The organism is Isoptericola sp. MSGPD8_1_ISO-PGPR-S23-394 (assembly GCF_058072785.1).
On the sequence record NZ_CM176517.1, the window covers coordinates 2,657,868 to 2,682,258 of the forward strand.

A 24,391-nucleotide genomic window follows, 5' to 3' on the forward strand; every position below is an offset into this window, starting at 1 on the left:
TCCCTGACGGGCCACCGCGACCCCGTCGTCGGGGCCCGGGACACGTGAACTCATGGCAATGTCATGGACTACCGCACGGGACCACCTGAGGGCGTCTCCGCAGGGCAGCCTCGGCCTGCGGATAAAACTACCCTCCCGATCCCATGCGGTTCCAATCCCTGCGTCAAGGTGATGTGATGCGTGCCACAGCAGTCGAGACGTCGCCGTCGCTGGCCGTCAGCGCCACCCGGACGTGCCGGGCGCCCGCCGCTCCGTAGAACTCCCCCGGCCCGACGAGCACCCCGCGCCCGGCGAACCAGCGGGCCAGCTCGCGTGACGCCGTCGGAACTGCGGCGTCGTCGCCCGAGCGCGTCCAGAGGTAGAGCCCGGCCTGCGAGTCGTCGACGACGAACCCTGCCTCCCGCAGCGCCGGGAGGAGGGCCGCACGGCGGCGGCCGTACCGTGCGCGCTGCGCCGCCACGTGCTCATCGTCACCCAGGGCGGCGATCATCGCCGCCTGGACGGGCGCCGGGACGATCATGCCGAGGTGCTTGCGGGTGGCGACCAGGTCGGCCACCAGCGCCGGGTCGCCGGCGACGAACGCCGCCCGGTACCCGGCGACGTTCGACTGCTTCGACAGCGAGTACGCCACGAGCAGACCGTCGTGGGAGCCGCCGCACACCCGCGCGTCGAGCAGGCTGGGCACCCGGCTGGTGCCCCCGGCGCCGACCCACCGCGGCTCCCAGGGCAGCTCGGCGTAGCACTCGTCGCTCACGACGACGGCACCGATGTCGCGAGCGGCGTCCACGACGGCACGCAGGTGCTCGACGTCGGCCACCGCGCCGGTGGGGTTGGACGGCGAGTTGACCCACACCAGGCGCACGTCGCCGCGCCCGGCCCACGTGGCGACGTCGTCGGCCGGCAGCGCGGTGGCGCCAGCGAGCCGCGCACCGACGTCGTAGGTCGGGTACGCGGTCGCGGGGTGCACGACGACGTCGCCCGCGCCGAGCCGCAGCAGGCTCGGCAGGAGGCCCACCAGCTCCTTGGAGCCGACGGTGGGCATGACGCCGGCAGGGTCCAGCGACGGCACGCCCCGGCGCCGTGCGAACCAGGAGGCGACGGCCTCGCGCAGGGCGGGAGTGCCGTACGTCGCCGGGTACCCGGGGGCGTCCGCGGCGCCGGCGAGGGCACCGCGGACGACCTCCGGGGTCGGGTCGACGGGGGTGCCGACCGAGAGGTCGACCATCCCGCCCGGGTGGGCGGCCGCCGTCGCGCGGACGTCGTCCATCGTGTCCCACGGGTAGGCGAGGGACCTGAGGTCAGCGAGTCCCATACGTGCGACGAGGGTGCTCAGGCCTGCGGGGGCAGGCCGGCGATCATCGGGTCGTCCTTCTCGATGACCCCCATCTTCGCCGCGCCCCCGGGCGAGCCCAGGTCGTCGAAGAACTCGACGTTCGCGCGGTAGTAGTCCTTCCACTCCTCGGGGACGTCGTCCTCGTAGTAGATCGCCTCGACGGGGCACACCGGCTCGCAGGCGCCGCAGTCGACGCACTCGTCCGGGTGGATGTACAGGGAGCGGGAACCCTCGTAGATGCAGTCCACGGGACACTCCTCGATGCACGCCCTGTCCTTGACGTCGACGCACGGCTGAGCGATCACGTAGGTCACTGCAGTTCCCTTTCGGTGACGGGGATGGAGCGAGCTCCGGGGTGGTACTGGGGGCACTCTAGTATCGCTCACGTGACTGACCGGCATGCGCTCCCTGGATCGTCCGACTGGCGAGACTGGCCCGTCGGTACCCGGGCCGTGGTCCGCCGTCGCCTCAGCCCCACGGAGGCCGCCGCGACCGGGCGACGCTGGACCGACGTCATCGGCGTCGTCGTCGCGGTGGACGGCGCCGGCGTCACGCTGCGCCGCGACCCCGCCCGGCGCGACACGCCCGGGGCGGGGACCGAGGTCCGGGTGGCCGCCGACGACGTCGCAGCCGCCCGGCCCCTGCCGCCCCGCCCGGAGCGACGGACCCCGCGGGCACGCTGACCGCGGACTACGCGAGCGCGGGCACGACCTCGGCGTCGGTGGACGTCAGCCTGACGACGACGGCGCCGCCCGTGCAGCGCTCGACCAGCACCGCCGGCCACCCCGGAGCCAGCGGGACGCGCTCGACAGCCTGGTCGTCTCCGGCACCGTCACGGCGCGGGACGCGGCCGTCCTGCCGCACGCCGTCGGCCGCGTGGAAGAACGCGTGGGCCGACCCGTTGCTCTCCAGCGAGGCCACGACCAGCTCGAGGTCACGCACCACCTTGCGCAGCGCCGGTGCCACCCAGGCGGCGTTCTGGGAGACCATCGCCTCGGTTCGCGCCGGGTCCGTCAGGGCCACCCGCGTCCCGTCGCGGAAGCTCCCCGCCGCCAGCCCGAGCGCCACGTCCCGCACCGGCGCGCCGGCGACGGCGTTGAGGAGCTGCGTCGCGAGCACGTGCGGCACGTGGCTGACGAGCGCCGCGGCCTCGTCGTGCACGTCGTCGACGAGCACCGCGGCCGTGCCGGCGCACGAGCCGGTCACCAGGTCGAGGACCGTCGCCAACCGGCCGGGGTCCGTCCCGTCGTCGACGGTCACGGCCCACCGCACACCGTCGAGCAGCCCGGCGTCGGACGCGTCGAACCCGCTGTGCTCCGTCCCCGACATGGGGTGCGCGCCGACGTAGCGTCCGGCCAGGCCCGCGGCGGCCATCTCCGCCCGGACCGGGCCCTTGACGCTGCCCACGTCGGTGACGGTGGCGGCCGCGGGAGCGTGCGCCGCCACGTCGGCCGCCACCGCGGCCATCGCCCGCAGCGGCGTCGCCAGCACGACGAGCGCGGCGTCGGCCACGCACGCGGCGACGTCGTCGGCGACGGCCAGGCCCGCCCGGCGCGCGGCCGCACGCGTGGCGGGCGAGACGTCCGTGGCCACCACGTCGACGTCGCGCGCCGCCAGCAGCCGCGCCAGGGACCCGCCGATGAGACCGAGCCCGACGACGGCGACCGGTCCGGGCGTGACGCCCACGGCGCTCACCACAGCAACCCCTCCTCGACGACGGCGGCCGGGTCGTCGGCGCGCACGCTGCCGGCCGGGGCGTGGTCGGCGAGCCGGCCGTCCAGCCCGCCCTCGCCCGGTGCCGCCGGGTACGCCCCCAGCACCTTCAGGGCGTCACCGGCGGCCAGCAGGTCGCCGAACAGCTCGCGCACCTCCGGCTCCCAGGGCGCCGCGTCGAGCGTCACGACGAACACGTACTGGCCCTCGCGCGCCTTCAACGGCCGCGTGACCAGGCTCGACATGTTCACGCCGCGGGCACCGAAGGCGTCCGTGATGCGCGCCAGCACCCCGGGGCCGGTGACCACGGGCGTGATCGCGACCATGGTCCGCCACGTGCCGTCGTCGTGCGCGCGACCCGACGCGAACCGTCCGCCGGCTCGCTCGCGGCGGTCCAGGACGGCGAACCGCGTCCGCGCGCCGGGGTGGTCCTCGACGGCCTCGGCGAACGTCTCCAGCCCGTACAGCTCGCCGCAGAGCCGCGGGCCGAACGCCACCTGGTGCTCGCCGACGTCGCGGCAGGCCGCCCCGTTGGACGCGGCCGGCACCTCGACCAGCCCGTGCCGGGCCACGAAGCGGCGGCACTGGGCCAGGCCGTGCGGGTGCGCGGTCGCCTCGCGGAGCTCGCCGTGCCCCGGGCGGACGAACGCGTCGAACGACACGTCGAGCACGACCTCGTCGACGGCGACGACGTCCGCGCTGGCGAGCAGCACGTCCAGCGACGGCATGACGTGGCCCTCGACGGAGCTCTCGATCGCGACGACGCCCACCTCTGCCGCGCCGGACGACACCGCGTCGTGCACGTCGCCGACCGTCGTCAACGGCAGGCTGTCGAGCGCCTCGACGCCCAGACGACCCGCCCACGTGCGGACCGCCTGGTGCGTGAAGGTGCCCTCGGGCCCCAGGTAGGCGACCCTCACTCGCCCGCCCACCGGGGACGCAGGCTGCGTGGTCCCGGCTCGAACCGTTCGCCAGGGAGCACCGCCAGGGTGCGGTGCGCGACCGACCGGGCGTCGAGCTCGGCCACCAGGGCGTCCAGCACGGCCGTCTCCGGGCAGCGGAACGAGGTGAGGAAGACGTGCGGACCGTCGGCGGAGGGACGGCTGCGCAGGTGCTGCAGGTCCACGCCCGCCTCGGCCAGGACACCCAGCGTCTGGCGCAGGGAGCCGCGGTGGTCGTCCGACGGCCCGAACGCGAGCCACACCTGGGCGGCGCCGTCGAACCGGGGCCGGGTCGGGGAGGCCTGCAGCAGCCCGTACCAGACCGGTCCCTGGGCGGCGACCCGCTCGCTGCCGGGCACCTCCACCCAGCCCGCCGGGACGCGGGGCCGCTCGACGACCAGCGACCCGTGCTCACCGGCCAGGGCGGCGCGCTCGGCCACGGGCGTGGCCGTCGGGACGAGCCGCGGGCTCACGCCCATCGCCCGCAGCGCATCGGCGCAGTCCCGCATGCCCGACTCGTCGACCACGACCTGCCCGCCCACGCCGCCGGGCGGGGCCACCCAGACCCACTGCGGGCGGACCGTGGTGGCGGCCGTGACCAGCAGGGCCGGGTCGCCCGCGAGGAGCGCCTGCTCGAGCTCCGGCGAGGGCTGCTCGGGGTGTCCCAGGTGGACGACGGCCGCGAGGTCGTCGATGCTCGCGACCGTGTCGAGAGCCTGGGTCGTCGTGCCCAGGTCCAGCAGCTCGCCGGACTCGTCCCGGACGACGGACGTCACGGTGGAGCCGACGGCGACGCCCGACCAGCCGGCCTCGTGGGCGGCGAGCGCGGCGTGGGCCGACGACTCGCGGGTGGTGCGGCCGAGCATCAGTCGTCCTCCTTGTCGTCCTTCGGCGCCGTGCAGCTCACGGCGTCGTCCGGCTTGTACCGCCAGAAGTCCGACTCGTCCTTGACGAGCTCGCCGTCCAGGTACACCTTGCGGTAGACGGTGATCGCGAACCCTGCCTGCCCGCCGCCGTACGGCTCGCAGTCGGGGCTGCCCGACTTGTCGACCGTCTTGACGGGCACGACGTCCTGCTTGCCCGAGCTCGACTCCTCGACGTCGTAGTGCTCCGTCGACCAGATCTTCACGTGGAGCCGGCCGCCGGAGACGTAGCTCTGCATGAGCGCGCCGTACGGGGTGTCGTTCTTGAACTTCATGTCGATCGCGCCGACGTAGATCGTGGCCTCGCGGCCCGCCGGGTACCGGCTGAACCAGTAGCTGTGCTGGCGGTGCTCCACGTCGTCGTACCCGGCGAAGAAGCCCGCGTTGTAGGTCGTGGTGGCCATCTGCGACAGCCCGCCGCCGACGGCGTCCACGTGCACGCCGTTGCTCACCACTCCCGCCGCGTAGAACCCGTTCGAGGTGTCGATCGGGGAGAGCGTGTCGATCAGGGAGAACGTCTCCCCGGGCTTGACCAGCGTCTCGTTGACGAGCTCCGCCCCGCGGACCAGGTTCTTGGTCCGGACGGGCTCGCTGGTCAGGGGGGTGGAGAACTCCGAGACGACCTCCTTGACGCCCAGCTCCTCGAGCGAGGCGACCGAGTCCTCAGGGTCCTCCTCGACGAGCTCCACGCTCGCCTGCCGCTCCTCGCCCTGCGCCGCCTCGCCGACGGCCGAGGCCACCGCCTCGGGGTCGAGGGTGGTGCCCGTCTCGCCACCGACGATGGTGGGCTCGCCGCCGGAGAACTCGAAGCGGGCGTCGTTCGGCTCGCTCAGCAGGTCGTCGGTGCGGTCGATGAGCGCGCTGGTCAGCCGGTCGCCGTCGAGCTCGGCACGCAGGGCGCCGTCCTCGGGGACGAACGCGGTCGAGCGTGCGAGGACCCGGGCGGGCAGCTCCGGGTTCTGGTCGTCGACGGCCACGGTCACCGGGCCGGACACGATCTCCTCGGCGACGGCGAGGGCCGCGTCCGTGGCGTCCTGGTCGATCTGCGGGGGCACGGGCTCGGTCGGCAGGTTCACGGGGCCGGTGGTGACGAGCCACGACGCGACCACCTCGTCCTCGGCGGCGTCGACGACGACCTCGGTCCCGTCGACCGCCTCGGTGGCGGCGGGCTCGCCGTCGGCGAACCGCACGGTGCCGTCCACCGGCTCCGTGGCGAGCGACTCCGCGACGGACGACACGGCCGCAGTGAGCGCGGCGCGGTCGACGTCGATCTCCGGGGCGACCTCCCCCGCGCCCGCGACGTGCTCGACGAGCCGGACCGGGCTCAGGGAGAACCCGGTGAGCTCGTCCACGGTGGCCTGCGCGTCGAGGGTCAGGCCCGCCTCGGCCGGGTCCAGGGTGCTCGAGACGTCGCCGGCCTGCACCGTGACCGGTTCCGCCGCCCGCGGACCGAGACCGTCGTCGAGCGCCGCCACCGCGTCGGCCGCGTCGAGCCCGCCGATGTCCACCCCGGCCACGGTGGTACCCGACGGCACGGAGTCGGCCACGAACCACTGCGCCCCGACGTAGAGACCGCCCAGCACGACGACGCCGGCGCCGACGCCGAGGAGCACCTTCGGCCAGCGGCTCGGTGCCCCGTCGCCCTGCAGCCCGTCGAGCGGGGTACCGCCCGTGGGAGGCGATCCCTCCCCCGGCGTCGTGGACGCGTCCGGCGCCGTCGCGGACCCGGTGACCGACGGGATCGCCTCGGTGGGCGGCGCGGACGACGCTCCCGACGGGGACCGCCCCGCCGCCGCTGCGGCGCGCCGCTGCTCGTAGGCGCGCACCGTCGGCTGGTAGGGGACGTCGGGCTCGTCGGGTGCAGAGGGGGGCACGGGCGCGTGCGGTGCCTCCGGTGACGCAGAGCCGCCCTGCGCGGGCGCGTTCTCGTCGTTCTCGGCCGGCTTGCCCATCGACACGCTCCGTGCTGGTCTCGTGGGGGCCAACCGTGCCCCCCGGGTCAGGTCTGGACGCGGCAGCACCGCGCGAGATCGAATCCTACTCGGCGCGCCTGGTCGTCACGGCTGCCGTCCGTCGCCGCCGTCCCCGCCCTCGACATCGACGGCTTCGTGAGCGACGGCCGTGTCCGCGACGACCTCCTCGGCGACGACGTCGTCGACGAACCAGGTGCGCGGCAGGAACGCGGTCGCGGCGACCAGGACGAGACCGCCGTAGGTCCAGACGTAGCCGACGGTCTGCGCCGGCACGAGCACGTCGCCTCCGGGACCGGTCGCCGCGAGCACCTGGACGGCGACGAGCCACCCCGCGCCGGCCGCGAGGAGCGTCACCGTCCCGGACCATGCCCGGCACAGCACCGCCGTGGACAGCGTCAGCACGAGTGCCATCAGCAGGCCGGTCGGCAGCCCTGCCCACACCGCGCGGTGCGCCACGGTTCCGATCACCCCGACCGTGCCGCCGAGCAGCAGCGCCAGCACGGCGCGGCCCAGCAGGGACCGTCGCCGGGTCGTGGGCGCGACGGACGCGTGGTGCGGGGCGGACGACACGTCGTACGGGGCGGGCGAGCTCACCGGGCCGAGCCTACCGGCGTCGTCCCGGCCATCGGCGCCCGGCGCAGGTGCGCGGTCGCCAGGAGGGGCGCGAGCACGCCGTTGCTCAGGGCGTAGCGGGCCAGCACGTGCCGGTCCGCGACGGTCGTCCGACCGGCGTGCTGGACCTGTGTGGCGTGCGCGGCGAGGGCGGCGAGGACCTGGTCGAGCACCGGCGCGACGTCGACCGTGACGCGGCCGGACCGCTCGAGCTCCGGCTCCGCCACCGCGACCGGCGGCAGGGTGCCGTCCGGGTCCGCCAGGGCCAGCCCGTGCGCGTCGACGAGCCGGCCTACCGCGGCGTCGTCGCCGAGGGCGCGGCGGGCGGACCGCACGACCTCCGCCGGCTCGACGACCTCCCAGCGTTCCGGGACGGCCCATGGCGTGCCGACGACGGCGGCCGCGGGGTCGGCCGCGAGCTCCAGTGCCCGGACGGTCACCTGGTGCGCGCGCACGTGGTCGGGGTGGCCGTACCCGCCACCGGCCTCGTAGGTCACGACGACGGCCGGTCGGCGGGAACGGACGACGCCGGCGAGGCGTGCGGCCGCGTCGTCGAGCGGGACCCGGGCGAACGCCGTCGGACCGGAGTCCGGTGCCGGACCGGCGATGCCGGGACGGACCCAGGCCATCCCCGAGTCCTCGAAGCGTCTCTGCCCTCCCCCGGCCGCTGTGGGTGGGAGATCTCCAGACTGCACGTGTTCAGCCTGGTCGATCTCATACCCACAACGGTCGAGGAACAGGTGGTCGCGGACGCCGAGGGCCTCCAGCGCCGCCGCCAGCTCACGTTCGCGGTGCGCGGCCAGAGCCGGTCCGTCCCCCTCCAGCCGGGCGAGACCGGTGGGGTGCGACGGGGTGTCGATCACCTCGCCGCGCTCGCCCCGCGTGCAGGTCACCAGGGTCACGGGCGCCGTCGCTGCCCAGGTGGCCAGGAGCGCCCCGGTCGCGAGGGACTCGTCGTCCGGGTGCGCGTGGACCGCCAGGAGGGTGCCGTGCGGGCGGACCGGGCCCGCCGGGACGGCAGCCCGCGGGGGCGCCGTGCCCGTCGGGACCACCGGGATCAGCCGCGCTTGGCCCGCGCCGTCGCCCGTGCGCGCGCCGTGGCGTCGAGGTTCACCTTGCGGATCCGGACGATCTCCGGGGTGATCTCGACGCACTCGTCCTCGGCCGTGAACTCCAGGGACTCCTCGAGCGTGAGCTTCTTCGGCGGCACGAGGTTCTCGAAGCTGTCGGCGGTCGAGGACCGCATGTTCGTCAGCTTCTTCTCCTTGGTGATGTTGACGTCCATGTCCTCGTTGCGCGAGTTCTCGCCCACGATCATGCCCTCGTAGACCTCCTGGGTGGGGTCCACGAAGAAGGTCCCGCGCTCCTGCAGGTTGATCATGGCGAACGGGGTCACCACGCCGGCGCGGTCGGCGACCAGCGAGCCCGTCGAGCGGGACTCGATCGGGCCGTGCCACGGCTCGTAGCCCTCCGCGTACGAGGACGCGATGCCGGTGCCGCGCGTGTCGGTGAGGAACCGGGTGCGGAACCCGATGAGACCCCGGGCCGGGACCACGAACTCCATGCGCACCCAGCCGGTGCCGTGGTTCGCCATCGTCTCCATGCGCCCCTTGCGGGCGGCCAGGAGCTGGGTGACGGCCCCGAGGTACTCTTCCGGCACGTCGATCGTCATGCGCTCCATCGGCTCGCACGTCTTGCCGTCGATCTGCTTGGTGACGACCTGCGGCTTGCCGACCGTGAGCTCGAAGCCCTCCCGGCGCATCTGCTCGACGAGGATCGCCAGCGCCAGCTCGCCGCGGCCCTGGACCTCCCAGGCGTCGGGACGGTCGGTGGGCAGCACGCGCAGCGACACGTTGCCGACGAGCTCGGCGTCGAGACGGTCCTTGACCTGACGGGCCGTGACCTTGTGGCCCTTGCCGCCCTTGCCCGCCAGCGGCGAGGTGTTGATGCCGATCGTCATCGAGATCGCCGGGTCGTCGACGGTGATGAGGGGCAGCGGACGCGGGTCGTCCGAGTCGGTGAGTGTCTCGCCGATCATGATGTCGGAGATCCCCGCCACCGCCACGATGTCGCCCGGACCGGCCGACTCGGCCGGGACCCGGGTGAGGGCCTCGGTACGCAGCAGCTCGGTGATCCGCACCTGGCCCAGCGTGCCGTCGTGCCGCGCCCACGCGACCGTCTGCCCCTTGCGCAGCGTGCCGTTGAAGACGCGCAGCAGGGCGAGACGCCCCAGGAACGGCGAGGCGTCGAGGTTGGTGACGTGCGCCTGCAGCGGCATCGAGTCGTCGTAGGTGGGCGCCGGGATGGTCTGCAGGATGGTCGAGAACAGCGGCTCGAGGTCCTCGTTGGCGGGCAGCTCGCCATCGCCGGGCTGCTCCGTGGAGGCGCGGCCGGCCTTGGCCGACGCGTAGACCACGGGCACGTCGAGGACCGCGTCGACGTCGAGGTCCGGCACCTCGTCGGACAGGTCGCTGGCCAGACCGAGGAGCAGGTCGGTCGTCTCCGCGACGACCTCGGTGATCCGCGAGTCCGGGCGGTCGACCTTGTTGACCACGACGATGACCGGCAGCTTGGCGGCCAGCGCCTTGCGCAGCACGAAGCGCGTCTGCGGCAGCGGGCCCTCCGAGGCGTCCACGAGCAGGACGACGCCGTCGACCATGGACAGCCCGCGCTCCACCTCGCCACCGAAGTCGGCGTGACCGGGGGTGTCGATCACGTTGATCGTGATGCCCTCCGGCTCGCCCGCGTCGGCGGCCGCCGGACCGGCGTAGCGGATCGCGGTGTTCTTGGCGAGGATCGTGATGCCCTTCTCACGCTCCAGGTCGCCGGAGTCCATGACGCGGTCGTCCACCTGCTGGTGCGCGGCGAAGGCACCGGCCTGCCGCAGCATGGCGTCGACCAGGGTGGTCTTGCCGTGGTCGACGTGGGCGACGATCGCCACGTTGCGCAGGTCGGAGCGCACAGACATCTACGGTTCTCTTTCCGTGGGAGGGGGCACCCGGGAACCCGGGGCCGCTCCATCCTACCTGGAGGTGCCCCGCCTCCATCGCGAGCGCCGCGGAGCGGGGTCCGCGCCGCGTTCCGCCGACTGCCCGCTGATCTCGGCGAAGTTCTCGGTGACGTGCTCCGTCACCCGGTCGGTGACGTGCTCCGTGAGCTCACGACGCCGGAGCCTGCGCTCGGCACGAGTGATCTGGCGGTACTCGGCGTCGAGAGCCTTCCACACCGAGATGGCCGACCCGATCATGACCAGGGAGAACGGTAGCGCGGTGAGGATCGCCGCGGTCTGCAGCGCGCTCAGCCCGCCCGCGTAGAGCAGCGCCGCCGCGACACCGCCCTCGAGGACCGCCCAGAACAGCCGGCTCCACAGCGGTGGGTTCTGCTCCCCGCCGTTGGCCAGCATGTCCACCACGAACGAGCCCGAGTCCGACGAGGTCACGAAGAAGACGACGACCAGGATGATCGCGATGACAGCCATCCACGCCCCGCCACCGGGCAGCGACTCGAAGAGCTGGAACATCGCCGTGTCGGTGTTCACCGTGCCGTCGGCAGCGAGCATCGAACCCGGGTCGTTGCGTTCCTGGTGGATCGCCGAGCCGCCGAACACGCTGAACCACACCGTGGTGACGAGCATCGGCACCAGCAGCGTGCCCAGGACGAACTCGCGCACCGTCCGGCCGCGCGAGATGCGCGCGATGAACATCCCCACGAAGGGCGCCCACGACATCCACCAGCCCCAGTAGAAGATCGTCCAGTCGGACTCCCACGCCAGGCCGTCCTCGCCCTGGAACGCCAGGGTGTCGAACGTCATCATCATGACGTTCTGGAAGTAGTACCCGATCGACTGCACCCACTCACGAGCGAGGAAGAGCGTGGACCCCATGATCAGGACGGCGACGACGAGCGCACCGGCCAGGATCATGTTGCCGTTGGAGAGCCACTTGATGCCCCGCTCGAGGCCCGAGGCCACCGAGATCGCCGCCACGGCCGTGATCCCGGCGATGAGCCCCAGCTGGAGGGCGAGCGTGGCATCGGCCACCTCGAGGTACTCGAGCCCGGCGGCCACCTGCTGGACACCGAGCCCCAGGGAGGTCGCCACCCCGAACACGGTGCCGAAGATCGCGAGCACGTCGATGAGGTTGCCGAGTCCGCCCTGGACCCGCTCCTTGCCGAGCAGCGGCTCGAGCGCCCACCGGATCGAGGCCGGCCTTCCCTTGCGGTGGATCGCGTAGGCGAGAGCCAGGCCGATGACGACGTAGATGCCCCACGCATGGAAGCCCCAGTGCACGTAGGTCTGGCCCATCGCCGCCTGCGCCAGCGCGGGAGCGTCTCCCGTGACCCCGGGCTTGGGCGTCTCGAAGTGCGACAGCGGCTCGGCCACGCCGTAGTAGACGAGCCCGATCCCCATCCCGGTGGCGAACAGCATCGCGAACCAGACGGGGAGCTTGAAGTCGGCCTCCTCGTCGTCGGGTCCGAGGGTGATCTCACCGAACCGGCTCACGCCCATCCAGATCGCGAACACCATGAAGGCGGCCACGATGACGACGTAGTACCAGCCGAACCCGTTGATGGTCTTGGCCTGGAGCGTGGTCAGCACCTCGGCGACGGCATCGGTCGCGAAGAACGCGAGCAGGACGAACAGCACGATGAGCCCGCCCGCCGGGTAGAACACGGCGGGCGCGAGCGTGGAACGTCGGCGTGTCATCCCTTCACACTTCCCTGCCGAGACCGGCACGGCAACCGCACACGCCGCCGGTCCTCGTCATGAGGTCCGGCGGCGTGCGCTGCGGTTCTGCTCGGTCGAGCGCGTTCAGCCGGCGATCTCGTCGCCGACGAGACCCGCGCCGGGGATCGCCGCCAGCAGATCGCGGGTGTACTGCTCGCGCGGGGTGTCGAAGACCTCGTCGGTGGTCGCCTGCTCGACGACCCTGCCGTTCTGCATGACGACGACGTCGTCCGCGATCTGGCGGACCACCGCGAGGTCGTGGGTGATGAACAGGTAGCTCAGCCCGAGCTCGTCCTGCAGGTTGCCGAGCAGCTCGAGGATCTGCGCCTGGACGAGCACGTCGAGCGCCGAGACCGCCTCATCGAGCACCACCACCTCGGGCTTGAGGGCCAGCGCCCGCGCGATCGCGATGCGCTGGCGCTGCCCGCCCGACAGCTCGTTCGGGAAGCGCCGCATGGCCGACTGCGGCAGCGAGACCATGTCGAGCAGCTCGCGCACCCGGGCCTCGCGCTCCTTCGCCGTCCCCACGCCGTGCAGCTTGAGCGGCTCCTCGATCGACCGGAAGATCGAGAACATCGGGTCCAGCGAGCCGTACGGGTTCTGGAAGACCGGCTGGACGCGACGACGGAACGTGAACGCCTCCTTGGTGTTCAGCGAGCCCACGTCGACGCCGTCGAACTCCACCGTGCCCGCCGTCGGTTCCAGCAGCCCCAGCACCATGTTGGCCACCGTCGACTTGCCGGAACCCGACTCCCCCACGATCGCGAGCGTCCGCCCGCGGGCGAGCGTGAACGAGACGTCGTCCACGGCCGTGAAGTCGGTCGACGTCCCGGGTCGTGCGCCACGGATCGAGAAGACCTTCGTGACGTTCTTCGCCTCGACGACGGCGGCGGGACCGGTCGCGGCCGGCGTCTCGCCGGTGTGGTGGGCACGCAGCTCCGCGGACTCCTCGCCGTGGACGTGCGCCGTCTGGATGCGGCGCGACGCCAGCGACGGCGCGGACGCCACCAGGCGCTGCGTGTACGGGTGCCGCGGGTCCGCGAGGATGTCGCGGGCCGGGCCGGACTCGACGACCTTGCCCTTGAACATCACCAGCAGGTGCTCGGCACGCTCGGCCGCCAGGCCCAGGTCGTGCGTGATGAACAGCAGCGCCGTGCCGAGGTCGCGCGTCATGTCCCCGAGGTGGTCGAGGATCTGCCGCTGGACGGTCACGTCGAGCGCCGACGTCGGCTCGTCCGCGATGAGGAGCTGCGGACGCGACGCCAGGCCGATCCCGATGAGGGCGCGCTGGCGCATGCCGCCGGAGAACTCGTGCGGGAACTGGCGGGCGCGACGCGTCGAGTCCGGCAGCCCCGCCTCGGCGAGCACGTCGGCCACGCGCTCGCGCAGCTCCGCCTTGGACCCCTTGAAGCCGTTGGCCTTGAGGGCCTCCTCGACCTGGGTGCCGATGCGCCACACCGGGTTGAGGTTGGACATCGGGTCCTGGGGGACGAGCCCGATGGCCCGTCCGCGCAGGGCCTCCTTCTCGGCCCGGGGCGCCCCGACGAGCTCCCGGCCGTCGAACCGGATGGAGCCACCGGTGACCTTGCCCGTGCCGGGCAGCAGGTCGATGATCGCCGCGGCCGTCGTCGACTTGCCGGAACCCGACTCGCCGACGATCGCGACGCTCTGCCCGGGGTAGACAGTGAGGTCGGCGCCGCGGACGGCCCGCACCTCACCGACGGCGGTCGTGAAGGAGATCTCGAGGTCGTGGATCTCGAGGAGCGGCTTGCTGGGGTCGATGGGCGCGGGACCAGTGGTGCCGTCGGCGCCCTCGTTCGTCACGGGGAACTGGGTGGTCATCGCTTGCGAGCCTTCGGGTCGAGGGCGTCGCGCACGACGTCGCCCATCATCATGAAGCCGAGCACCGTCAGGGCCAGGCCGCCGGCCGGGTAGAGCAGGATCTCCGGGGCGGTGCGGATCGCACCCTGTGCCGCGGAGATGTCACCGCCCCAGGAGACCGTCGACGGCGGCAACCCGATGCCGAGGAAGCTCAGGGTCGCCTCGGCGACGATGAACTGCCCCAGCGCGACGGTCGCGTAGACGATGATCGGTGCCGCCGAGTTCGGCAGGACGTGGCGCCAGAGGATCTGCAGGCGGCCCATGCCGAGCGACTTGGCCGCGGTGACGAACTCGTTGTTCTTCACCGACAGCACGGTGCCGCGCGTGATGCGGGCGATCTGCGGCCAGCCGAACAGCGCCAGCACGAAGGCCACGGTGAACGAGGTGCGGTTGGTCGTCACCGACATGATGACGATCGCCGCGAGCACCAGCGGGATGGCGAAGAAGATGTCGGTGATGCGGCTCAGGATCGTGTCGAACCACTTGCCGAAGTAGCCGGCGACGGCACCGAAGACGGTGCCGATGATCACGACCATGGACGTCGCGAGCACACCGACGACGACGGAGGCCCGCGCACCGTAGACGGTGCGGGTGTAGATGTCGCAGCCCTGCCGGTCGAAGCCGAACGGGTGACCGGCCTGCGGACCCTCGAGAGCCTTGGACAGGTTGCAGTCGAGCCGCGGGTCCAGGGAGGTGAACAGGCCCGGGAACGCCGCGACGAGGACGACGAGGACGATGATCGCGGCCGAGACCCAGAACAGCCAGCGGCTGCGCATCTGGTGCCAGGCGTCGCGCCACAGGCTGGTCGGGGCCTCGTCGGTCGCGACCGCGTCCACGGCACCGAGGCCGCCCTCGTCGACCGGCGCGACGTAGCGTTCCTGGCCGGGGCGCGGCGTCACCGTGCCGCCCGGGTTCTCGTAGCGGTTCTCAGGCATAGCGGATCCTCGGGTCGAGGGCGGCGTACAGCAGGTCCACGAGGAGGTTCGCCCCGATGTAGACCAGCACCAGCACGGTGGTCAGCGAGACGACGGTGACGCTCTCGCCGCGGATGATCGCGTCGTAGAGCGTGCCGCCCACGCCGTTGATGTTGAAGATGCCCTCGGTGATGATCGCCCCGGACATCAGGGCACCGATGTCGGCGCCGAGGAACGTCACCACGGGGATGAGCGAGTTGCGCAGCACGTGGCGTCCGGTGACCTGCGAGCGGCTGAGGCCGCGGGCGCGGGCGGTGCGCACGTAGTCCGCGGACAGGTTCTCGGCCACCGACGTCCGCGTCAGTCGCAGCACGTAGGCGAAGGACACCGCGGCGAGCACCATCGCCGGCATGAGCAGACTGACGAAGTCGGGATCTCGTCCCGCGGTGGCGGGCAGCCAGCCGAGCCGGACGCCCACGATGATCTGCATCACGAAGCCGACCACGAACGTCGGGACGGCGATGAAGAGCAGGCTGACCACCAGGGCCGTGCCGTCGAAGATGCCGCCCTTGCGCATCCCCGCGACGAGCCCGAAGCCGATCCCGAAGACGGCTTCGATGACCAGCGCCATGAGGGCGAGCTGGATCGTCACCGGGAAGGCGTTCGCGATCACCTCGGTGATCTCGCGGCCGCGGAAGTCGACACCGAAGTCGAGCGTCACCACACCGCGCAGGAAGAGCAGGTACTGGATGATGAACGGCTGGTCGAGGTTGTACTCGGCGCGGATCTGCTCCTGCACCGCCTCGGGAAGTCCCCGCTCACCACCGAGCGCCGCCACCGGGTCGCCAGGCCTCAGGAAGACCATGGCGTAGAGCAGGAGGGTAGCCCCCAGGAACACAGGGATCACCTGCAGGAGCCTGCGTCCGAGATACCAGAGCATGCGAAATTGTCTCCTCGTGGGCCCGGAGGTTCTCCCCAGGCTACGGGCTTCTTCTCGTCACGGCGTGGCCGCGAGCGGGGTGGGCCGTGGCGCGTCGGGTGGGCGCGGCCACGGCTCAGCGCGTCGAGTGATCGACGTCAGACCGTACCGGACGTCGCCGACCACACGGAACTCTCGCGACAGGACGCCGCCCTCGCCGGAGCGAGGGCGGCGTCCTGTCAGCGGGGTGTCACTCCTTGGTGATCTGGTACAGGATCGGGTCGCTGTCCCAGCCGAACTCGACGTTCTCGACCGTCTCCGCGTAGCCACCGGTGGCGTTCTGGTACCAGAGCGGGATGCCCGGGACGTCCTGGAACAGGATCTCCTGGGCCTCCTTGTACAGCTCGGTCGCCGTCTCGGTGTCCGGGGCCGCACCTGCCTCGGCCAGCTTGGCGTCGAACTCCTCGTTGGAGTACTGCGCGTCGTTGGAGCCGGCTCCCGTGCCGTAGATCGGGCCCAGGAAGTTGCTCATCGACGGCCAGTCGGCCTGCCAGCCACCACGGAAGAGCCCGTCGACCTCGCCCGAGTCACGGGCGTTGAGGAACTCGTCGAACGTGGTGTACGGCGCGAACTCGCAGCCGATCTCCAGGTCCTGGCGGATGGTGTTGCACGCCGCGTCGACCCAGTCCTGGTGGTCGGAGTCGGCGTTGGAGGCGATGTTGAGCGTGTAGTCGCCGATCGGGTCCATGCTCTCGGCCTCGTCCCAGAGCTCCTTGGCGGCCTCCGGGTCGTACTCGGTGATCTCCGAACCGGGGATGTCCTCGGAGTAGCCGTCGATGACCGGCGACGTGAAGTCGTGCGCCGGGGTCCGCGAGCCGTTGTAGAGCGTCTCGGTGATGGTCTCGCGGTCGATCGCCATGGAGATCGCCTGGCGACGCATGACGCCGGCCTCGCCCTGGAACTCCTCGAGCCACTCGGGCACGTTGACGACCTGGGTCAGAGCCGCCGGCTGGTTGACCGCACGCTCGCCGAGCTGCTCCTCGAAGGTGCCGAAGGCCGACGACGGCACGTTCGGCAGCACGTCGAGGTTGCCGTCGAGCATGTCGTTGTACGCCGTGTCCTCCTCGGTGTACGCGACCATCTCGACGCCGCCGTTGGCCGGCTCGCGCGGACCCTCGTAGCCCTCACGCGGGATGAGCGTGATGAGGCTGTCGTGCTCCCAGCTCTCCAGCTCGTACGGACCGGCACCGATCGGCGTCTCACCGAAGGTGTCCGGGTTCTCGAAGAAGGCCTCGGGCATCGGGAAGAACGCCGTGTAGCCGAGCCAGAGCGGGAAGTCGGCCGACGGCTCGGCGAGCTCCGCGGTGAAGGTCGTGTCGTCGACGACCTCGACCGCGATCTCCGAGGCCTCGTCGGCCGAGAAGCCGGCGAACCCGTTGAAGAAGTACTGCTGGTTCTGGCCGTTGTCGAGGTTCGCGATGTAGTTCCACGCGTCGACGTAGCTGCTGGCCGTGACCGGGGTGCCGTCGGAGAACGTCCAGCCGTCCTGGATCGTGATCGTCCAGGTCTTGTTGTCCTCGGACTCGATCGACTCGGCCATCTCGTTCTCGACTCCGCCTTCGGAGTTGTAGTAGACGAGGCCGGAGTAGATGTTCTTGACGACCAGACCGCCGTAGACCTCGTTGGTCATGCCGGGGGTCAGGGGGTTCTGCGGCTCGCCGCTGCTGACGGAGACGACGCCGGTGCTGGCGCCGTCGCCCTCCGCGGTCGAGTCGCCGTCGTCGGAGCCGGAGTCTCCGCACGCAGTGAGCAGCAGCGCCGAAGCCAGGGTGAAGGCCCCGATGCCTGCTAGACGTCGTCGAGGTGTCACGTGTCCTCCTGAGTAGGTGTGCACGCCTCCGGCATGGATGTCCGGCGGCGGTGGTGCCCGGGCGCGGATGGGCGCTCGAGGCACGGTGCGGGAAGGAGCCTAACCCCTCGATCGTGTCCCGGGTCACCCTTCCGCGGCCCGTAGCCCCGATCGTGACCCGATTGGAACGCATCCGAAACCCGAGGACCTGCGCAACCGCTTTCCGCCCGTACCGCCTGTGATGTCCGTCACCGACGGAAGCGCGCAGACAAGCATCGCCCCGCTGGTCGCCGCGACCACGGTGACGAGGAGGGCGACGAGGCTCAGCAGACCGCGGTGCGCCCTGGCCCGCCGCCGCAGCAGACTCACTAGCCGCCGACGCGCAGCTCGACCACCTCGTCGCCGAGCTCGGCGAGGAGCCGGTGCCGGGCCTCACGCCGCTGCTTCTGCTCGGCCGGGTCCGGGACCGGGGCCGCGGCGAGCAGTCGCCTCGTGTAGTCCTCACGCGGGTTGCGCAGCACCGTGTCCCGGTCGCCCTGCTCCACGATGCGGCCGTCCTGGAGCACGACCACCTTGTGGGCCAGGAGGTCGACGACCGCCAGGTCGTGGCTGACGAACAGGCAGGCGAACCCGAACTCCTGCTGCAGCGAGGTGAAGAGCTCCAGGACGGAGGCCTGCACCGAGACGTCGAGCGCCGACGTCGGCTCGTCCGCGACCAGGAGCTCCGGCTCCAGGGTGAGCGCCCGCGCGATGGAGACGCGCTGTCGCTGCCCGCCCGAGAGCTCGTGCGGGTAGCGGTTGTAGAACGAGCGCGGCAGCTCGACGGCGTCCAACAGCTCGAGCACCCGCCGGTGGCGGGAGGCGGCGTCGCCCACCTGATGGACGGCGAGCGGCTCCGCGATCGCCTCGCCCACCGGGAACCGGGGGTTGATCGAGGCGGCCGGGTCCTGGAACACGACACCGATCCGTCGGCGCAACGCCTTGAGCTGCTTCTTGTCGAGCGCTTTGAAGTCCTCGCCGAGGATGCGCACGCTGCCCGAGCGCGCCGGGATGAGCCCCAGCGCGCACTTGCCGATCGTGGACTTGCCCGAACCCGACTCCCCCACCAGTCCGACGATCTCGCCCTGCCCCACGGTGAAGGTGACGTCGTCGACGGCGCGGAACGCCGGCTTGCCGAGGCGGTGGTACTCGATGACCAGGTTGTCGAGGGCCAGGGCCGGCTTCATGCGACCGGGCTCGCTCGCCCGTCCCGCGGCGACCTCGGCCTGGCCGACGCCCTCGCCCAGGTGGGGCACCGCGCCGAGCAGCTGCTTCGTGTACTCGTGCTGCGGGTTCGTCAGGACCTGCTCGGCGGTCCCTGTCTCCACGAGGTCGCCCCGAAGCATGACGGCGACCCGGTCGGCCATGTCCGCCACCACGCCCATGTTGTGGGTGATGAGCAGGATGCCCGTGTCCAGCTTGTCCTTCAGCGATCGCAGCAGGTCGAGGATGTCCGCCTGCACCGTGACGTCGAGCGCCGTCGTGGGTTCGTCGGCGACGATGACCTTCGGGTCGCAGGAGATCGCCATCGCGATGACGACGCGCTGCCGCTGCCCGCCGGAGAGCTCGTGCGGGTACTGCTTGAGCCGCCGCCGGGGCTCCGGGATGCCCACCATCTCGAGCAGGTCCGCCGCGCGGGCCATCGCCTGCTTGCCGTAGGCGATGCCGTGCAGCTGGAGCGCCTCGGTGAGCTGGTCGCCGATGGTCAGCACCGGGTTGAGCGCCGTCATCGGCTCCTGGAAGACCATGGCGATGTCGTTGCCGCGCATTTTGCGCAGCCCCGCCTGGTCGAGGTCCCCCACGACCTTGTCGCCGACCCGGACGGTGCCCGCGACCCGGGCGTTGCCCGGCAGGAGGCCCAGCGCCGTCGTCGAGGTCACCGACTTGCCGGAGCCCGACTCGCCCACGAGGGCGAGGACCTCGCCGGGGTGGACCTCGAGCGAGACGCCCTTGACCGCGTGGACGTCGCCGAACTCCGTGCCGAACGTGACCTCGAGGTCGGTGAACGACAGGACGGCGCCGCCGGTGGACGTGGCGTCGGAGGAGGAGGTGATGTCGAGGGTGGTCATCAGGCCTTGGTCCTGTTCTGGCGGGGGTCGAAGGCGTCGCGCAGGCCGTCGCCGATGAAGTTCACGGTCAGGGCGATGGTGAGGATCATCAGACCCGGCCACCAGAAGAGCCACGGACGCGTGGTGAACGCCGTCTGGTAGTCGGAGATGAGCAGGCCCAACGACGTGTCGGGAGCCTGCACGCCGTAGCCGAGGTAGCTCAGCGACGTCTCGAGAAGGATCGCCGAGGAGATGGTCAGCGTCGCCGAGACGATGATCGTGCCGATGGCGTTGGGCAGGATGTGCTTGAAGATGATGCGGCCGCTGCCCGTGCCGACGGCGGTGGCCGCGACGACGAAGTCGCGCTCGCGCAGCGAGAGCATCTCCCCGCGCACCAGGCGGGCCAGCGACGTCCACAGCACGACGCCGAGCACGATGGTCAGGCCCCAGATCCCCCACCCGCTGGCCATCTTGCCGAGCACGGCCGCGAGCACCAGCAGCGGGATGACCAGGAGCAGGTCGGTCAGGCGCATGAGCACCGACTCGAGCCAGCCGCGGAAGTACCCGGCGACGGCCCCGATGAGGGTGCCGATGAGCGTGGAGATGAGACCCACGCCGAAGGCGATGATGAGCGACTTCTGGGTGCCGAGCATCACCAGGGCGAAGTAGTCCTTGCCGATGGTGTCCTGTCCGAACGGGTGCTCCCAGCTGGGGGCACCCGTGCCGATCTTCTCGTACGGCGCCTCGGGAGCCTTGTCCCACCACCCCGGGATCGGGCCGATCCCGATGGAGGTGAAGGCGACGAGGACGACGACGGCCAGGACGACCATGGCGACGATCGCGCCCTTGTGGCGGAAGAACCGCATCCGCACGAGCTGGCCCTGGCTGTAGGACCGCTCCTGTGCCGGAGGTGTCTGGAGGTCGGTCATGGCTCGCTCCGCGGGTGTGAGGCGTACGGGTTTCCGGTCATGGGTCTCACCGCCGGATCCGTGGGTCGAGGTAGGCGTAGGCGATGTCGGCGAGCATGTTCATCAGGATCGCCGCGGTACCGGTCACCAGGAAGAACGCCATCACCGGGTCGGGGTCCACCCGGTCGAGACCCGCGCGGAACATCGCGCCCATGCCCTTCCAGCCGAACACGCTCTCGGTGATCACCGCGCCGCCGATGAGGCCGGCGAAGTCGAACGCCACGATCGTGGTGATCGGGATCAGGGCGTTGCGGAAGGCGTGCTTGGTCACCACGGCGCGTTCCGACAGGCCCTTGGACCGCGCCGTACGGACGTAGTCCTGGTTCATGACCTCGAGCATCGAGGACCGCGTGTAGCGCGAGTACGACGCGACCGAGACGAGGGTCAGGACCACGGTGGGCAGGACGAGCTGCATGCCGGTGTCCAGCGCCGTCTCCCAGAAGTCCCCCGTGAAGTTGGGAGTCTCGGAACCGATCGTGGAGATCGGTCGCGACTTGAGCTGCAGGAAGCTCGACCAGTTGGCCACGAGGATGTCGAACACGATGACCAACGACGTGATGGCGCCGGTGACGCCCGAGATCAGCATCGCCTGCTTGCGTGCGTAGCCGCCCCAGGCGGCGCCGATGCCGACCGAGACGAGGATGGCGAGGACGAACAGCCCGAAGAGGACCCACCACGACGACGGCTCCAGCAGGATCCCGGCGAAGGCGAGGTAGCTGAGGGTGCCCACGACGGCGGTGGTCAGCGCGGCGTACAGGACCCGGCGGTTGCCCAGGCCGGCGACGATCGCGGTCACGAGGACGGCGGCGCCCAGCGAGGTGAGCAGCACCATGCCGATCCCGAAGAACGGGTTGCGGTACCAGTCCAGGATGTTCAGCACCCACAGCACGAGGGCCACGAACGCGAACGTGACCGCCCCGGTGGTCAGGATGCGCCGCCAGGAGCCGCCCATCACGGCGCCGACGACCACGCCGACCACCACGGCTATCCCGAGGATCATTGGTGGTGACATGTCCCCGGCGGCTATCCAGTCGTTGAACCGGATCGCGCCGTACTCCTTGAGGAGCACCGCCGCCCAGAACACGGGCAGCGAGAAGAAGAGGAAGGCGAGGAACGTCACCGAGTAGTCGAACCCCGAGTACTGGCGGATGGCCGAGATGATGCCGACGGCGATCCCGACGACGATGGCCAGCAGGGTGGCCGCGGTGACCAGGCGCAGCGTCGAGGACGCCGCCTGTGCCGTGAGCTCGACCACGTCGGCGCCGGTGACGGTGGTGCCGAGGTCGCAGCTGCCGGTGAAGCACTGGCCGACGCCGGTCAACCAGTCCCAGTAACGCACCACGTCCGGCTCGTTGAGGCCCATCTGGGCCTCGCGGGCGTCGATGAGCTGCTGCTTGTTGTCCGCGTTGCTCTCGCGGAGGTCCTTCAGCGGGTCACCGGAGTTCACGGTGAGGATGAACATGAGGAACGACGCCGCCAGCAGGACCAGGGCGGAGATGCCCAGGCGGCGGAGGATGAACTTGAGCACGAGGTGCCCCTTTACGATCGGGCAGGCGTGCGGGGACAGGGGAGCTCCCCTGTCCCCGCACGCGTGCCTCTCAGGCGGTCAGGACGTCAGGACGCGCGAGCCCACTGCTCCGCGTTCCACACGATGCCCGACTGCGCAGCCGTGTCGCGCACGTTCTCCAGGTCGGAGCTGTACGCCCCGACACCGGGGTGAGCGAACAGCGGGATGCCGAACAGGGTGTCCCAGAGCTGCTTCTCGATCACCTTGGTCTGCTCGACGTGGACCGACTCGTCGGCGGTCGAGGCGAGGGTGTCCCACGCCTCGTCGACGACCTCGTCGGAGTAGCCGCCGTAGTTCTGCGGCTGGTTCGTCGCGTAGATGTTCTGCCCGGAGGCCTTCTGACCCGAGCCCGCCCACGCGAAGAGCGCGACCTCGTAGTCACCGTTCGGGAGGTCCTTGTCGAAGAACTCCGGCGAGCCGGCGTCGACGACCTCGAAGCCCACCTGGTCGCAGGATGCCTTGATCGAAGCGACCTCGTCGGCCCGGCGGGGGTTCGGGGCGGAGTAGCCGATGCGGACCTCCGTGCCCTCCTCGAGACCAGCGGCGGCGAACTTCTCCGCTGCCATGTCCAGGTCGACCTCGTCGTAGCGACCGTCGTAGGACTCGGCCACGATCTCGTCGTACTTCTCCGTCTGGAACGGGAACACCTCGCGGGCGTTCATGACCACGGCGGTGTCGTCGATCGGCTTGATCAGGTCGTCGACGATCTTCTGGCGCGGCACGCAGTAGGCGAACGCCTCACGCGCCTCGAGGCTGTCGGAGAACACGCCGTTGTTGAAGTTGAAGTCGAGGTGCTCCCACGTCAGTGTCTGACCCGTCGTCACGGTCACGGCCGAGCCGAGCTGCTCGAGCTGGTCCACCGTGTCGACGGTGGCCTGCGGCTCGATGACGTCGAGGTCACCGTTCTGCAGCGCCTGGACGTGGGTGTCGGCAGCGGCGAACCGGAAGGTGATGTCCCGGGTCGCGGCCGGCGCGCCCCAGTAGTTCTCGTTGGCCGTCAGGGTGATGGACTGTCCGGCAACCCAGCCGTCCTCCTTGAACATGTACGGGCCGGAGGAAGGCACCAGAGCCGGGTCGGGCAGCTCGCCCGGCGTCTCCGAGAGCCAGCCGGTGGCCCAGAACTCGGCGGCCGGCTCCAGGACGCTCATGTCGAGCTCCTGGATGGCGGTGACGAGCTCCTCGGTGGTGACGCCGATCTGCTCGGCGACCACGTGGGCCGGCAGCGGAGCCTCGATGACGATCTCCCAGTCGGCGTAGATGCGCTCGTAGTCGTACTGGAACGACTTGGCGTCCGCGGCATCGGCCTGCGGGCCCTCGGGCGTGTAGTCGCCCAGCGTGAGACCGGAGACGCTGTTGAACAGCGGGGTCTCGGTGCCGTCCTCGGTCACCGTGCCGTCGGCGGTGATGGCCTTCGTCGCCCACTCGAGCAGGAAGTCCGCGTAGGTGATGGGTGTGCCGTCCGACCAGGCCGCGTCGTCCGCGATCGTGTACTGGACCTGCAGCGGGTCCTCGGAGAGGGCCTCGTAGGTGCCGAACGTCTCGTCGCGGCAGATCGTGCCGTCGACGCCGAAGTACCAGAAACCACCCTGCATACGCTCGGTCACGGCGCTGTTGTACGTCGAGTACGTCTCGGGCGTGAGGGTGTTGTAGCCGAGGAACTCGTCCTCGCCGACGGAGTACTTGACCTCGCCCTCCGCCGTCTCCGTGGTGCCGGTGTCGACCTTGCACGGGTCGCTGATCTGCTCGGCGTCCATCGACTCTTCCGCCGTCGACTCCTCCGACTGCGGCTCGTCGTCGGCTGCCGGGCTGGAGCACGCCGAGAGCAGCAGGGCGCCCGCGGCGACGGCCGCGACGGCTGCGCTTGCTCGCCTGATCTTCACTGGGTTCCTCCTCAAGGGGAAGGACCCCCCGCCGTGCGCGACCGGTACGCAGCTCGCTGTGTCCGGTCTCACCCTCGGAGGGTCCGTGGTGTTCGCCACACCGTA

The 24,391-nt window shown here is 71.3% G+C and carries 19 protein-coding genes; 1 reads left to right on the plus strand and 18 read right to left on the minus strand.

Features of this window, described 5'->3' with window-relative positions; genetic code table 11:
* Positions 1-163: 163 nt before the first annotated feature.
* The gene (gene dapC / locus AC3RJ8_RS12290) at positions 164-1,312 is read right to left on the minus strand and encodes a succinyldiaminopimelate transaminase (protein ID WP_489712894.1); all 1,149 of its coding nucleotides are present in this window, start codon (positions 1,310-1,312) and stop codon (positions 164-166) included.
* Between the two features lie 17 nt (positions 1,313-1,329).
* A complete protein-coding gene (gene fdxA, locus AC3RJ8_RS12295; RefSeq protein ID WP_402464266.1) occupies positions 1,330-1,647 on the minus strand; it encodes a ferredoxin in 318 nt (105 codons plus the stop codon).
* Between the two features lie 72 nt (positions 1,648-1,719).
* On the opposite strand from fdxA, the gene AC3RJ8_RS12300 reads away from it, so the two are divergent.
* Complete coding sequence (locus AC3RJ8_RS12300; RefSeq protein ID WP_489712895.1) at positions 1,720-2,016, plus strand: DUF6725 family protein; 297 nt, start codon at positions 1,720-1,722, stop codon at positions 2,014-2,016.
* A gap of 7 nt (positions 2,017-2,023) precedes the next feature.
* Here the strand turns inward: AC3RJ8_RS12300 and AC3RJ8_RS12305 are convergent, their stop codons facing one another.
* From AC3RJ8_RS12305 to AC3RJ8_RS12380, 16 genes are all read right to left on the minus strand, one after another.
* Positions 2,024-3,028, minus strand: coding sequence for a prephenate dehydrogenase (locus tag AC3RJ8_RS12305; RefSeq protein WP_489712896.1), 1,005 nt, complete (start codon positions 3,026-3,028; stop codon positions 2,024-2,026).
* The gene (locus tag AC3RJ8_RS12310; protein ID WP_489712897.1) at positions 3,025-3,966 is read right to left on the minus strand and encodes a prephenate dehydratase; all 942 of its coding nucleotides are present in this window, start codon (positions 3,964-3,966) and stop codon (positions 3,025-3,027) included. The genes AC3RJ8_RS12305 and AC3RJ8_RS12310 overlap by 4 nt, the downstream gene beginning before the upstream one ends.
* On the minus strand, positions 3,963-4,853 hold the full coding sequence (locus AC3RJ8_RS12315; RefSeq protein WP_489712898.1) for a hypothetical protein: 891 nt from the start codon (positions 4,851-4,853) through the stop codon (positions 3,963-3,965). The genes AC3RJ8_RS12310 and AC3RJ8_RS12315 overlap by 4 nt, the downstream gene beginning before the upstream one ends.
* Positions 4,853-6,862 carry a VanW family protein gene (locus AC3RJ8_RS12320; RefSeq protein WP_489712899.1) on the minus strand — a complete coding sequence of 670 codons (2,010 nt, stop codon included), beginning with the start codon at positions 6,860-6,862 and terminating at the stop codon, positions 4,853-4,855. The genes AC3RJ8_RS12315 and AC3RJ8_RS12320 overlap by 1 nt, the downstream gene beginning before the upstream one ends.
* 105 nt (positions 6,863-6,967) lie before the next feature.
* On the minus strand, positions 6,968-7,477 hold the full coding sequence (locus AC3RJ8_RS12325; protein ID WP_489712900.1) for a DUF6113 family protein: 510 nt from the start codon (positions 7,475-7,477) through the stop codon (positions 6,968-6,970).
* A complete protein-coding gene (locus AC3RJ8_RS12330) occupies positions 7,474-8,547 on the minus strand; it encodes a PIG-L family deacetylase (RefSeq protein ID WP_489712901.1) in 1,074 nt (357 codons plus the stop codon). Before AC3RJ8_RS12330 ends, AC3RJ8_RS12325 begins: the two co-directional genes overlap by 4 nt.
* A gap of 5 nt (positions 8,548-8,552) precedes the next feature.
* Positions 8,553-10,463, minus strand: a complete 1,911-nt coding sequence (gene typA / locus AC3RJ8_RS12335) for a translational GTPase TypA (protein WP_489712902.1) — start codon at positions 10,461-10,463, stop codon at positions 8,553-8,555.
* A gap of 54 nt (positions 10,464-10,517) precedes the next feature.
* Positions 10,518-12,200 carry a BCCT family transporter gene (locus AC3RJ8_RS12340; RefSeq protein ID WP_489712903.1) on the minus strand — a complete coding sequence of 561 codons (1,683 nt, stop codon included), beginning with the start codon at positions 12,198-12,200 and terminating at the stop codon, positions 10,518-10,520.
* Positions 12,201-12,305: 105 nt separating this feature from the next.
* Positions 12,306-14,063, minus strand: a complete 1,758-nt coding sequence (locus AC3RJ8_RS12345) for a dipeptide ABC transporter ATP-binding protein (RefSeq protein WP_489712904.1) — start codon at positions 14,061-14,063, stop codon at positions 12,306-12,308.
* Positions 14,060-15,037, minus strand: a complete 978-nt coding sequence (locus AC3RJ8_RS12350; protein WP_489712905.1) for an ABC transporter permease — start codon at positions 15,035-15,037, stop codon at positions 14,060-14,062. The genes AC3RJ8_RS12345 and AC3RJ8_RS12350 overlap by 4 nt, the downstream gene beginning before the upstream one ends.
* A complete protein-coding gene (locus AC3RJ8_RS12355; RefSeq protein ID WP_489712906.1) occupies positions 15,030-15,956 on the minus strand; it encodes an ABC transporter permease in 927 nt (308 codons plus the stop codon). The genes AC3RJ8_RS12350 and AC3RJ8_RS12355 overlap by 8 nt, the downstream gene beginning before the upstream one ends.
* Positions 15,957-16,185: 229 nt before the next feature.
* Positions 16,186-17,805 (minus strand): peptide ABC transporter substrate-binding protein, encoded by a 1,620-nt coding sequence (locus AC3RJ8_RS12360; RefSeq protein WP_489712907.1) that lies wholly within the window; start codon positions 17,803-17,805, stop codon positions 16,186-16,188.
* 347 nt (positions 17,806-18,152) lie between these two features.
* Positions 18,153-19,892: an ABC transporter ATP-binding protein gene (locus AC3RJ8_RS12365; RefSeq protein ID WP_489712908.1), complete on the minus strand. Its 1,740-nt coding sequence runs from the start codon at positions 19,890-19,892 to the stop codon at positions 18,153-18,155.
* Complete coding sequence (locus AC3RJ8_RS12370; protein WP_489712909.1) at positions 19,892-20,800, minus strand: ABC transporter permease; 909 nt, start codon at positions 20,798-20,800, stop codon at positions 19,892-19,894. Before AC3RJ8_RS12370 ends, AC3RJ8_RS12365 begins: the two co-directional genes overlap by 1 nt.
* 46 nt (positions 20,801-20,846) lie before the next feature.
* Positions 20,847-22,367: an ABC transporter permease gene (locus AC3RJ8_RS12375; RefSeq protein WP_489712910.1), complete on the minus strand. Its 1,521-nt coding sequence runs from the start codon at positions 22,365-22,367 to the stop codon at positions 20,847-20,849.
* Positions 22,368-22,453: 86 nt separating this feature from the next.
* A complete protein-coding gene (locus tag AC3RJ8_RS12380) occupies positions 22,454-24,286 on the minus strand; it encodes an ABC transporter substrate-binding protein (protein WP_489712911.1) in 1,833 nt (610 codons plus the stop codon).
* Positions 24,287-24,391: the final 105 nt, after the last annotated feature.